Here is a 12,037-nt window from a genome sequence, read left to right as displayed (position 1 = left end):
TCGTTATCGCAAAACCGTTGCGCACTTTTGCGCGACATGCTGTAGCCAGAGCGAGAGAATTCAATGCCCGAAGTCTTCAGTTACCTGCCCTATATGTGGCCGGCTTACGTCATCTATCTCATCAATGTCGCAAGCCCCGGCCCTGCCAATTTTGCGATCATCGGTGCGGCGATTTCGCAAGGCCGCCGGGCAGGGCTGATCACCGCTCTTGGCATCAGCAGCGGGTCTCTTACCTGGGCATGCGCCGCGGCTCTCGGCCTTGCCGCATTGCTGCAAACCTATGCCATCGCTCTGGAGGTCATGAAGGTCCTCGGTGGACTATACCTGATCTATATGGCTTGGAAGGCCTACAAGTCCGCCCGGTTGCCGAATTCCAAGGTAGCGGTCGGCAATCTGAAGACCGATTACAGCGCGCGTCAGCTTTGGTTGCGCGGCTACGCCATCCACGTAACAAATCCGAAAGCGATCTTCGCCTGGCTGGCGATCATCTCGCTTGGCCTGCCGAAAGACGCGCCGATTGAAGCAATCGTCCTGATCATCGGCGTCTGCATGAGTTCGAGCCTGTTGATCTTCATCACCTATGCCCTGCTGTTTTCAACCCAACGGGCACTGCGCGGCTATAAAGCCGCACGGCGCTGGATTGAAGGCGCGATGGCGGTCTTCTACACCGCCGCCGGCCTCAAATTGCTGACGAGCCGCATATAAGCGGCCCGTTTCGCTGAGTTCATCAGTTCTGCGTGATCGGCGCGATCTGCACTTCGACACGGCGGTTCTGCGCCCGACCGTCCGGCGTCGCATTGGAGGCGACCGGCTGAGACGGGCCGAAGCCCATGGTGGACATGCGGCGCTGATCGACCCCGCGGCTGCCGAGATAGTTCGCAACCGAGGCGGCGCGACGTTCCGACAGGTCCTGGTTATGCTGTGGGCTACCGGTCGAATCGGTGTGGCCGTTGACGTCGATATAGCTCTTGTTGAACTTGTTGAGCACGATCGCCACCGAATCGAGCGTGCGATAGAATGGCGGAATGACTTGGTCCTGGTCCGTCGCAAACGTGATGTTGGACGGCATATTGAGGATGATGCGGTCGCCGACGCGGGTTACGGAAACGCCGGTGCCCTGAAGCTGGGCGCGCAGCTCCGCTTCCTGGTTGTCCATGTAGCTGCCGATCGCGCCCCCCGCGAGTGCACCGATGCCGGCGCCGATCAGCGCATTACGGCCTTTGTTGCCACCGCCGATGACCAGGCCACCGAGGGCGCCAAGACCGGCACCGATCGCCGCGCCACCGGCCGTGTTGGAAACCTTCTGCTGACCGGTATAGGGGTCGGTCGTTGTGCAGGCGGAAAGATAGGTCGCGCATAGCGCGACAAGCGTGATTTTCTTGAGCATGTGAATCGATGTCCCGTCGTCCTTGATGCCAACCTCAATTACCATCAATTGCGGCAATACGGAGGAGGGAAATCGGGACAGGCGCTACGTGTTTTCCCGTAATCCGCCAAGGAGCGGACAGGTTGACTAAAGAAAGGGGCGCCTATTCCGCGGCGGTCCGCTGACCGAAACGCTGCTCGATATACTCGCTCACCAGCCGTTCGAAGTCGGCGGCAATGTCCGGCCCGCGAAGGGTCAGGGCCTTCTGGCCGTCGATGAAGACGGGAGCGGCCGGCGTCTCGCCGGTTCCGGGAAGCGAAATGCCGATATCGGCATGCTTGCTTTCACCCGGACCGTTGACGATGCAGCCCATGACGGCGACGTTGAGCGCTTCGACGCCTGGGTATTTCTCGCGCCAGACAGGCATGTTCTTGCGCAAATCGTTCTGGATGTTCTGGGCGAGTTCCTGGAACACCGTAGACGTGGTGCGGCCGCAGCCGGGACATGCCGCAACGACAGGCACGAACTGCCGGAAACCCATGACCTGCAGCAGTTCCTGCGCCACCTGCACCTCGCGGGTGCGGTCGCCATTCGGTTCCGGCGTGAGCGAGACACGGATCGTGTCGCCGATACCATGCTGCAGCACGTAGCCCATGGCAGCCGACGAGGCGACGATGCCCTTGGAACCCATACCGGCTTCCGTCAGTCCGAGATGCAGGGCGTGATTGGAGCGCTCGGCCAGCATGGAATAGACGGCGATCAGGTCCTGCACCTGGCTGACCTTGGCCGAAAGAATGATGCGGTTGCGTGGCAGCCCGATGCTTTCCGCCAGTTCGGCCGAAATAAGCGCGGACTGGACGATCGCCTCGTGCATGACCTGCCGGGCCGACAGCGGCGAACCGGCAACCGCATTGCGGTCCATCAGCGTCGTCAGCAAGTCCTGATCCAGCGAGCCCCAGTTGACGCCGATCCGCACCGGCTTGTCGTAGCGGATCGCCATCTCGACGATGTCGCCGAACTGCTTGTCCTTCTTGTCCTTGAAGCCGACATTGCCCGGATTGATGCGATACTTCGCAAGCGCTTCGGCACAGGCCGGATGATCCGCCAGCAGCTTGTGGCCGATATAGTGGAAATCGCCTACGAGCGGCACATCCATGCCGAGCCGCAGCAGGCGATCGCGGATCTTCGGCACTGCGGCCGCACTTTCGTCGCGATCGACGGTAATGCGAACGATTTCTGAGCCGGCTTTGTAGAGCGCCGCTACCTGGGCCACCGTGGCATCGATATCGGCCGTATCCGTGTTCGTCATGGATTGAACCACGACAGGCGCTCCGCCGCCGACAATCACGCCGCCGACATCGACGGCGACGGTGGAGCGACGCGGTTTCGGATCATAATCGACTGGTGAGAACATGGCGGTTCGCCTTCGGAGCGTGGCGTCTTTGAACGATCGTTGCCATCAGGTGGCGTATGATATCGCGCTTGTCAACGGGCGCGACATCAAGTCGTTTCCGTCAGTCGGCGACCGTTTCCGCCTCATGGTGAGCACCATCCGCATGGGCGGCAAGCCGCGACAGAGCCAGCACGACAATGATCAGCGCCGAGAGGCCGACGAAGACATTGGCAAGCCCCGTACGCTCGGCGATGAACCCGATAACGGATGGCGCGACGAGAATGCCCGAATAACCCATGGTGGTGACGACCGACAGGCCGACGCCGGCAGCGATCCCAGGCAGATTGCCGGCCGCCGAAAAGGCGATCGGCACGATGTTGGAGATGCCGACGCCCGCGAGCGCAAAGCCGAAGATCGCCATAGGCGCATTCGGCGCAAAACCGGCCAGCAGCAGGCCGATAATGGCGACGACCGCGCAGGCTCTAAGGGTCATGACAGCGCCGAACCTGTCCCTGATGAGATCTCCCGCAAAGCGCATGATGGCCATGGCGAGCGAAAAGGCTGCAAACGCGAAGCCTGACTGTGTCACGGATGCGGAAAGTTCGTTACGCAGGTAGAGCGCACCCCAATCGAGCACGGCACCTTCCGGCATCATGCAGAATAGGGCCATGATGCCGATCAGCCATGGCAGCGGCGAAAGCGGCAAACCGGCCTTTTTGGCGGCTGCGCGCTCATCGGGATGGGGTGCATCGTGAAGCACGTTCGGCCAGGCTGCGGCAACCATGACGGCTGCCGCCACGGTGACGAAGATCGCATGCGTGTTTACGCCGGCATGCTCGATCAGATAGCCGCCGGTGGAGGAGCCGATAAGGCCGCCAAGGCTCCAGAAGGCATGGCAGGAGGACATGATCGCCCGCCGCATTTGTTTTTCGACCGCCACCGCGTTGGCATTCATGGCCACATCCATGGCACCGATCAGCCCGCCGAACAGGCAGATAGCGATTGCCGCCGTCCAGATGCTCCCCACGAAGGTCAGGAGCAACAGGGTCGGCGTCAGGAGAACCGCGCCGATCTTGGAAACCTGGCTCGATCCGATCCGGGCGATCTGGCCGCCGGCGAGCGGCATCATGATGATCGAGCCGAGGCCGAAGGTGAGGATCATCAGGCCGAGCGTACTTTCGCTGAGACCGAGGCGCGAGGCGAACTCGGGAATCTTGGGAGCCCAGGCGCCGATCATGAATCCGTTCATGAGGAAAAGCAGGGCAACGCCGATACGTTCACGCGTCACGAAGGCGGTAGCAGGCTGCGGTCTTGTCGAAACGGGACTATCCATGATGTCGATCCTCCAGATGTCGCGGACCATATTTCAATCGATTAGATTCGCAACTGGAACAAGCGATATGCGCCTCACAAATTGTGTCGCTTTGTGATCATCCTCCTATCCTGTGATTGACAGGCTTGCGTGATTTCGGCTCTAGATCCAGAGCGTTTAGGCCTTCCTCCCCCCTGCCTCTCTGAATGCCGCGCCTTCCGGCGCCGTACATGGTGCTCTCGTGAAAAATTCCTACGGCTTCGGCATCGTCCTGGTGAGCCTTTCCTATTTCCTGTTCAGCAGCCATGATGCGGTGATCAAGCTTCTGGTACAGTCGGTCAGCGTCTGGCAGATCCTATTTTTCCGCAGCGTCACTGTCTTTGCCTGCTGCCTGATCATCGGGGGCAGGAAAAACGCGATGCGCGCCGCGACCTCCGATATCGTCAAGCCCATGGCGATCCGCAGCCTGTTCCTCATCGCCGCCTGGATTTCCTTTTATACGGCGGCGAAATCGCTTCCGCTTGGCGAACTGACGACGATCTATTTTGCAGCGCCTGTGGTCGCCACTCTGCTGGCCGGGCCAATGCTGCAGGAGCATGTGCCCCCGTCTCGCTGGTTCGCTGTGGCGATCGGCTTTGCGGGCGTGGTTGTCGCCAGCAATCCTGCGGGCCTCACCCTCTCCTGGCCAGCTTATCTTGCGCTACAGGCTGCCTGCCTCTGGGCCTTCAGCACGGTCCTGCTTCGTCGCACAGCCATGCACGAGACCAGCCTGGTGCAGATGACCATCACCAACTTCTTCTTCGTGGCTCTGACGGCGGTCATGCTGGCTCTGCAATGGCGTGATGTGGATCTGACCGGAACGCTCATGCTGCTGGCGGTCGGCGGACTGGGCGGGCTTGCCCAATATGCCTATTTCGAGGCTATGCGACGCGCGCCGGTCTCCATACTGGCGCCGTTTGAATACACGTCCCTCGTCTGGGCGTTCGCTCTCGGCTACCTCATCTGGGGCGACATGCCGGCATATAACGTGACGGCCGGTGCCATGCTGATCACCGGCGCCGGACTTCTCATCGTCTTCGGAGAGAGATTGGGCCGGAAGGTCTCCTCCAGCCCTGACCGATAACCACTCAGTCGCCGTAGACGACCAGCAGATCCTTGGCGTCGATCTGGTCGCCGGTCTTCACCAGCACCTCGGCAATCGTGCCGTCCTTTTCCGCATGCAGCGCGGTTTCCATCTTCATCGCCTCGATCGACAAGAGGACGTCGCCCGCTTTGACGGCCTGCCCTACGGCCACGAATACACGCGAGATGACACCCGGCATCGGCGCGCCGAGGTGCAGACCGTTGCCGGCCTCCGCCTTGCGCCTAGCCGCACTTGCAGAAGCCCCGACGGCACGATCCGGAACCTTGATGCGCCGCGGCTGGCCGTTGAGCTCGAAGAAGACCGTCACCATGCCCTGTGTGTCGGGCGCGCTTGCAGCCTGGTTGACGATGACCAGCGTCTTGCCCCGCTCGATGTCGGCCAGCATTTCCTCACCATCGGCCAGCCCGTAGAAATAGGCATGCGTCGGCAGCACGGAGACCGGCCCATAAGTATCGGAGGCCATGGCGAAGTCGGTAAACACCTTCGGATACATCAGGTAGGAGGCGAACTCGAAGTCGCTGATCGCGCGGCCGAGCTTCTCCTCGATCTCCTTGCGTTCTGCGTCGAGATCGGCCGGCGGCAACAATGATCCGGGAACGGCGGTATAGGGTTCCTCACCCTTGAGCGCCTTCTTCTGCAATGCCTGCGGCCATCCGCCGGGCGGCTGCCCAAGGTCGCCCTTCAGCATGGAAACGACCGATTCGGGGAAAGCGATGTCCTTGGCCGGATCTTCCACATCGGCCACGGTAAGGTCCTGGCTCACCATCATCAGCGCCATGTCGCCGACCACCTTGGACGAGGGCGTTACCTTTACGATGTCACCGAACATCTGGTTCACGTCGGCATAGGTCTGCGCCACCTTGTGCCAGCGCGTATCGAGACCGAGCGAGCGGGCCTGTTCCTTGAGGTTGGTGAACTGGCCGCCGGGCATCTCGTGCAGGTAGACTTCCGAAGCCGGACCCTTCAGGTCGCTCTCGAATGCGGTGTACTGGCCGCGCACAGCCTCCCAGTAGAAGGAGATGCGACGGATCCATTCCGGGTCGAGCCCAGGATCGCGCTCCGAACCGGACAGGGCCTCGACGATGGAACCCAGGCAGGGCTGCGATGTATTGCCGGAAAGCGAATCCATTGCCGCATCAACTGCATCGACGCCCGCATCCACCGCAGCCAGAATGGTCGCGGCCGCAATGCCGGATGTATCATGCGTGTGGAAGTGGATCGGCAGGCTGGTCGCCTCGCGCAGTGCCTTGAACAACACGCGTGCGGCGGCAGGCTTCAGCAGCCCCGCCATGTCCTTCAGGGCGATGATATGTGCGCCGGCCTTCTCCAGCTCCTGTGCTAGCGCCACATAATATTTGAGGTCGTATTTCGGGCGTGCGGAATTGAGCAGGTCGCCCGTGTAGCAGATGGCCGCTTCGCAAAGCTTGTTCTCTTCCTGCACCGCATCCATCGAGACACGCATGTTCTCGACCCAGTTCAGGCAGTCGAACACCCGGAACAGATCGATGCCGCCGCTTGCCGCCTGGCGCACGAAATACTTTACCACATTGTCGGGGTAGTTCTTGTAACCGACGCCATTGGCGCCCCGCAGCAGCATCTGCAGCAGGAGGTTTGGCGCGCCTTCGCGGATCAGCGCCAGCCGCTCCCACGGATCTTCCGTCAGGAAACGCATGGAGACGTCGAAGGTCGCGCCGCCCCAGCATTCCAGCGAAAACAGGTTCGGCAGCGCCCGTGCATAGACGCCGGCGATGCGCGCAATATCGTATGTACGGACGCGAGTTGCGAGCAGCGACTGGTGGCCGTCGCGCATCGTCGTGTCGGTGATCAGAACGCGCTTCTCGTTGCGCATCCATTCGCCAAATCCCTTGGGGCCCAACCTGTCCAACGTCTGCTTGGTGCCGTCAGGAATGTCGCCATTGATGTAGGGCAGAATGGGCTTTGCCAGTTTGGCCGATGGTTCAGGCCGGCCTTTGGTTTCCGGATGGCCGTTGACGGTGACGTCGGCGATATAGGTGAGGAGCTTGGTGGCACGGTCGGCTCGTTTCACCTGCTCGAAAAGCTCGGGCGTCGAGTCGATGAAACGCGTCGTGTAGGTATTATCGCGGAAACTCGGATGCGTGATGATCGCTTCGAGGAAGGTCAGGTTGGTGGCGACGCCTCGGATGCGGAATTCCCGCAAGGCCCGATCCATGCGGCTGATCGCTTCCAGCGGCTGCGGCGCCCAGGCCGTCACCTTGACAAGCAGCGGATCGTAGTAGCGTGTGATGAAGGCGCCGCTATAGGCTGTGCCGCCGTCAAGCCGGATACCGAAGCCGGAGGCTGAGCGGTAGGCGGTGATGCGGCCGTAATCCGGTATGAAATTATGTTCCGGATCTTCCGTCGTGATGCGGCACTGGAGGGCGTGGCCGTTGAGGCGGATGTTTTCTTGGCGCGGCACCCCCGATTCCGGCGTGCCGATCGCAAAGCCGTCGAGAATGTGGATCTGCGCCTTGACGATATCGATGCCGGTGACGACTTCGGTGACCGTATGCTCCACCTGAATGCGCGGATTGACTTCGATGAAGTAGAACTTCCCCGTATCCGCATCCATCAGATATTCGACCGTGCCGGCGCCGACATAGTTCGTGGTGCCTGCGATCTTCAGCGAATAGGACGCCAGTTCCTGGCGCTGCGCCTCCGAGAGATAAGGCGCCGGCGCCCGCTCCACGACCTTCTGGTTGCGGCGCTGGATGGAGCAATCGCGCTCGAAGAGATGGACGACATTGCCATGGGTATCGCCGAGGATCTGGCTCTCCACATGGCGCGCCCGCTCCACCAGCTTTTCGAGATAGACCTCGTCCTTGCCGAAAGCAGCCATCGCCTCGCGCTTGGCTTCCGTCACTTCCTTGGCAAGCTCGGCTTCCGAACGGATGACGCGCATGCCGCGCCCGCCGCCGCCCCAGGATGCCTTGAGCATGACGGGATAGCCGATCTCGGCGGCCATGCGCGCTACCTCGGCCATGTCCTCCGGCAGCGGCAGAGTAGCAGGCACCACAGGCACGTTGACCGAGATGGCAAGATTACGGGCGGCAACCTTGTTGCCGAGCCGCCGCATCGTATCGGCGGTGGGACCGATGAAGGTAATGCCCGCCTCGTTGCAGGCTTCGACGAATTCCGGGCTTTCGGAAAGAAGTCCGTATCCGGGATGAATGGCGTCGGCGCCGGAAAGCTTGGCGACACGGATCACTTCCGGGATGGAGAGGTAGCTCTCGATCGGCCCAAGATCGCGATCGAGGTGCGGGCCGCGCCCGACCTGATAGCTCTCATCTGCCTTGAAACGGTGAAGCGAAAGCTTGTCCTCTTCCGCCCAGATCGCCACCGTTTTTATGCCGAGCTCATTGGCCGCGCGGAAGACGCGTATGGCGATTTCAGATCGGTTGGCGACAAGTATTTTCGATATCGGCAAAGCGGACCTCCCCAGGCACCATCGCAAAATGCTGCAGCGCAAGAGATCAATATCATTGAACTTAGGCAAGCCCTATTTGACACCGGATCTGTCTGAAATGCGATAAAACACTTAGGGTGAGGACTCAATCATGTTGTGGAAATGGCGCAGTGAACGGCAATGATATGCGAGGAGAAGCGCGCACGCATGGGTTCCAGACCCATTCAAGCGCTTCGACAAAGCAGATCGCAGCCGTTCGCGCGTCCTTGGGATGTGGGCGCTCCGGCGAGCAACGTCGTTGAAAAGCCTCGCCGATGCATCAAGCATCGTCTGCGTTCTTCGCCTCGTATCTCATCCGGATCGCCTCACACCATTTCAACAAGATGATTAAGTCCTCACCCTTAGGAGACGAGCCCGAGGCGAAAGGCCAGCGCCACCACATGCTGGCGGTTCTTCGCCTTGAGCTTCTCCTGCAAGCCGTTGATGTACCAATCGACCGTGTGATTGGAGATCGTCAGCGCCTTGGCAATCTCATGCGATGTCAGCCCATCCGCCAGAAGCAGGATGACTTCCATCTCCCGGCGGGTCAGCTGGGTATCGACTTTTGCCGCGTCCTCAAGCGCCTCGACCTGGCCCCGCAGTTCCATGAAGCGCCAGAAGGCAAGCTTTGCGGCAGCTTCGAAAAGGGCGCATTCCGCTGGCGACAGATCAACGGCATCGCCTCCAACCGTCATGCTGCCGAGAAGGCCGTTTCGCCCATGGACCGGAAACACATAGCCGTCATGGAGGCCGAAGCGGCCGGCATCCTGCATCATGCGATCCATGCGCGGTCTGTGGGGGTCGCCTTTCAGAGCCATGACCGCCTCTTTCCACCGGAAGGGCCGCTGGGCGACGCTCAACATGCGAATCGTCGGGTCGATCAGAGGATATTTGCGAGCTGCATAAATCTCGCTCCAGCCCGCGGGCCACCGGCCGAGAATTGCCGATCCGACAGTGTCATCATGGGGTTTCCGGTGAAAACGCAAACCATAGAATTTGAAGCCATACGTGGAGAGGAGCGATTCGATCTGGCGCTCAAGCTCATCGGTGGTCTCGGACTCTCCGACAAGGATCAGGAATTGAACGATAGACCGGATGTTCAAAACCGCCCCTAGCGCTTCTGCCATGAAAAATCCGTCTTGCTTGGAAAATCGTTCATTTTGTACTTAGTGATAATGATTCAGCATACTTAGCAATAACTGAAGGTCCACCACAAAATTTGACCTAGATCAAAATCTAAGCGAGGCAGAACGCCATATGACGTTGCGGGTTCTGCGGCATCGATTTGCGCCACGCCGGTTCGGGGAACTATTTCTTCATAGGAATGCGCTTGAACGAATTTTCCGTCTCGGATTTGCCGTTTCCTGTTTATAAGCAACGGACCTCCGACCGACCCGAATGAACAGAAGGTGCCCGCAGTTGACGCTGTTTCAGGTTTACGTACGAGCGCTGAAGTATCTCTCCCAGAACAAGTGGCGTGTGACCGCCGTGGTCATCGCCAATATCGTGCTCGCCGTCATTACCATCGCCGAGCCGGTCCTGTTTGGCCGCATCATCGATGCCATCTCCTCCGGCGGGAGTGTTACCAACTGGCTACTGGCCTGGGCAGGGTTCGGTCTCTTCAACACCGTGGCCTATGTCCTGGTGGCGAGAGAGGCTGACCGGCTTGCCCATGGCAGGCGCGCATCGCTGCTGACGGAAGCCTTCGGGCGCATCATTTCCATGCCGCTTGCCTGGCATCACCAGCGCGGTACGTCGAACGCTCTGCATACGCTGCTGCGCGCCTCGGAAAGCCTGTTTGGGCTGTGGTTGGAATTCATGCGCACGCACCTGGCAACGGCTGTAGCCTTGATGCTTCTGATCCCCACGGCAATCTCCATGGACTGGCGGTTGAGCCTCGTGCTGCTGGCCCTGAGCATTCTTTACTGGATCATCGGCGTCACGGTGATGAACCGGACCAAGGAAGGACAGGCCTCGGTCGAAGGGCACTATCACACGGTATTTTCCCACGTGAGCGATTCCATCAGCAACGTCTCCGTGCTGCATAGCTATAACCGGATCGAAGCCGAGACGCTGGCACTGAAAGATTACACGAAGGACCTTCTGGCAGCCCAATATCCGGTGCTCGACTGGTGGGCACTGGCGGGCGCCCTCAACCGCACCGCCTCGACCGTTTCCATGGGCATCATCCTGGTGATCGGTACGCTGCTGGTGCAGAAGGGCGAGATCCGGGTCGGCGATGTCGTGGCCTTCATCGGTTTCGCCAACCTGCTCATCGGCCGGCTCGACCTGCTGCGCCAGTTCGCCAACCAGATCTTCGAAGCGCGCTCGAAGCTGGAGGATTTCTTTGCACTGGAGGATTCCGTCGAGGAACGCGCAGAACCGGCGGACGCCATCGACCTCGGCAATGTCAGGGGCGAGGTCGAATTTCGAGACGTCACCTTCGGCTTCGCCAATACCAGCCAGGGCGTCCACCATATCTCGTTTACGGCCAAAGCGGGGGAGACGGTCGCCATCGTTGGACCGACAGGTGCGGGCAAGACGACACTCATCAATCTCCTCCAGCGGGTCTACGAGCCGCAGCAAGGCAAGATCCTCATCGACGGCACTGACATTGCCAAGGTGGCACGCAAATCCTTGCGCAACAGCATCGCCACGGTCTTTCAGGATGCCGGCCTGCTGAACCGGTCGATCAGCGAGAATATCCGCCTCGGTCGCGAAGGTGCGACAGAGGAGGACGTCACCCGGGCAGCAGAGGCAGCCGCGGCAGCCGAATTCATCGAGACCCGACTGAACGGTTACAGCACGACCGTGGGCGAACGCGGCAACCGCCTGTCGGGCGGGGAGCGTCAGCGCATCGCCATTGCCCGCGCCATCCTCAAGAACGCGCCGATCCTCGTACTCGACGAAGCGACCAGCGCTCTCGACGTGGAGACCGAGGCGCGGGTCAAGACCGCCATCGACCGCCTTCGCGAGAACCGCACAACCTTCATCATCGCCCACCGGCTCTCCACCGTGCGGGACGCGAACAAGGTCATCTTCCTGGAAAACGGACGGATTGCGGAAGCCGGCAGTTATGATGAACTCAGCCAGAGCGGCGGGCGCTTCGCCTCGCTGCTGAAGACAAGCGGCCTTCTGGCCGATGACGAGGCTGGCGAGAAAGCCAAGCTCCTCCAACAGTGAACGGAAACGGGCGCAGAGCTGCATCCGCAGCCCGCGCCCGGCTGTCTAGAGCCTCACAGGCCGGGACGAATTGTCCCTCGGCGGCAAAAAATATCGCGCTCCACCAAGGGCCTCGGGGAATTTCGCACCGCCATCGTCCCCGTCCCATGAACCGGCATTAGGCTGATCACGTCATC

Annotated in this window: 8 protein-coding genes; 3 read left to right on the top strand and 5 right to left on the bottom strand. The window is 60.6% G+C overall.

The features are described 5' to 3' along the window. Positions 1–63 precede the first annotated feature (63 nt). On the top strand, positions 64–705 hold the full coding sequence (locus EPK99_RS21550; protein ID WP_128445155.1) for a LysE family translocator: 642 nt from the start codon (positions 64–66) through the stop codon (positions 703–705). Between the two features lie 22 nt (positions 706–727). Here EPK99_RS21550 and EPK99_RS21545 read toward each other — a convergent pair whose 3' ends face one another. The 3 genes from EPK99_RS21545 to EPK99_RS21535 form a co-directional block, all read right to left on the bottom strand. After that, positions 728–1,387: a YiaD family glycine zipper/OmpA-like lipoprotein gene (locus tag EPK99_RS21545; protein WP_128445154.1), complete on the bottom strand. Its 660-nt coding sequence runs from the start codon at positions 1,385–1,387 to the stop codon at positions 728–730. Between the two features lie 142 nt (positions 1,388–1,529). After that, on the bottom strand, positions 1,530–2,780 hold the full coding sequence (gene ispG, locus EPK99_RS21540; RefSeq protein WP_128445153.1) for a flavodoxin-dependent (E)-4-hydroxy-3-methylbut-2-enyl-diphosphate synthase: 1,251 nt from the start codon (positions 2,778–2,780) through the stop codon (positions 1,530–1,532). A 100-nt stretch (positions 2,781–2,880) separates the two neighbouring features. Further along, the gene (locus EPK99_RS21535) at positions 2,881–4,092 is read right to left on the bottom strand and encodes an MFS transporter (RefSeq protein WP_128445152.1); all 1,212 of its coding nucleotides are present in this window, start codon (positions 4,090–4,092) and stop codon (positions 2,881–2,883) included. Positions 4,093–4,312: 220 nt separating this feature from the next. Here EPK99_RS21535 and EPK99_RS21530 point away from each other — a divergent pair, with 220 nt between their 5' ends. Then, positions 4,313–5,194 (top strand): DMT family transporter, encoded by an 882-nt coding sequence (locus EPK99_RS21530; RefSeq protein ID WP_128445151.1) that lies wholly within the window; start codon positions 4,313–4,315, stop codon positions 5,192–5,194. Between the two features lie 4 nt (positions 5,195–5,198). Here the strand turns inward: EPK99_RS21530 and pyc are convergent, their stop codons facing one another. Both pyc and EPK99_RS21520 read right to left on the bottom strand, forming a co-directional pair. Continuing rightward, on the bottom strand, positions 5,199–8,660 hold the full coding sequence (gene pyc / locus EPK99_RS21525; RefSeq protein WP_128445150.1) for a pyruvate carboxylase: 3,462 nt from the start codon (positions 8,658–8,660) through the stop codon (positions 5,199–5,201). A gap of 380 nt (positions 8,661–9,040) precedes the next feature. Further along, positions 9,041–9,781 carry a LuxR family transcriptional regulator gene (locus EPK99_RS21520; RefSeq protein WP_128445306.1) on the bottom strand — a complete coding sequence of 247 codons (741 nt, stop codon included), beginning with the start codon at positions 9,779–9,781 and terminating at the stop codon, positions 9,041–9,043. A 316-nt stretch (positions 9,782–10,097) separates the two neighbouring features. On the opposite strand from EPK99_RS21520, the gene EPK99_RS21515 reads away from it, so the two are divergent. After that, a complete protein-coding gene (locus tag EPK99_RS21515) occupies positions 10,098–11,861 on the top strand; it encodes a glucan ABC transporter ATP-binding protein/ permease (RefSeq protein ID WP_128445149.1) in 1,764 nt (587 codons plus the stop codon). Positions 11,862–12,037: the final 176 nt, after the last annotated feature.

Source organism: Neorhizobium lilium, assembly GCF_004053875.1.
In the GTDB taxonomy this organism is placed as follows: Bacteria; Pseudomonadota; Alphaproteobacteria; order Rhizobiales; family Rhizobiaceae; genus Neorhizobium; species Neorhizobium lilii.
Note: the sequence above shows the minus strand (reverse complement) of the source record. Positions and strands in the feature narration are given on the sequence as shown.

Excerpts from the sequence above, each read along its gene's own strand:
- EPK99_RS21545 (WP_128445154.1), bottom strand. The coding sequence starts at position 1,387 with ATGCTCAAGAAAATCACGCTTGTCGCGCTATGCGCGACCTATCTTTCC.
- EPK99_RS21535 (WP_128445152.1), bottom strand. The coding sequence starts at position 4,092 with ATGGATAGTCCCGTTTCGACAAGACCGCAGCCTGCTACCGCCTTCGTG.
- ispG (WP_128445153.1), bottom strand. The coding sequence starts at position 2,780 with ATGTTCTCACCAGTCGATTATGATCCGAAACCGCGTCGCTCCACCGTC.
- EPK99_RS21550 (WP_128445155.1), top strand. The coding sequence starts at position 64 with ATGCCCGAAGTCTTCAGTTACCTGCCCTATATGTGGCCGGCTTACGTC.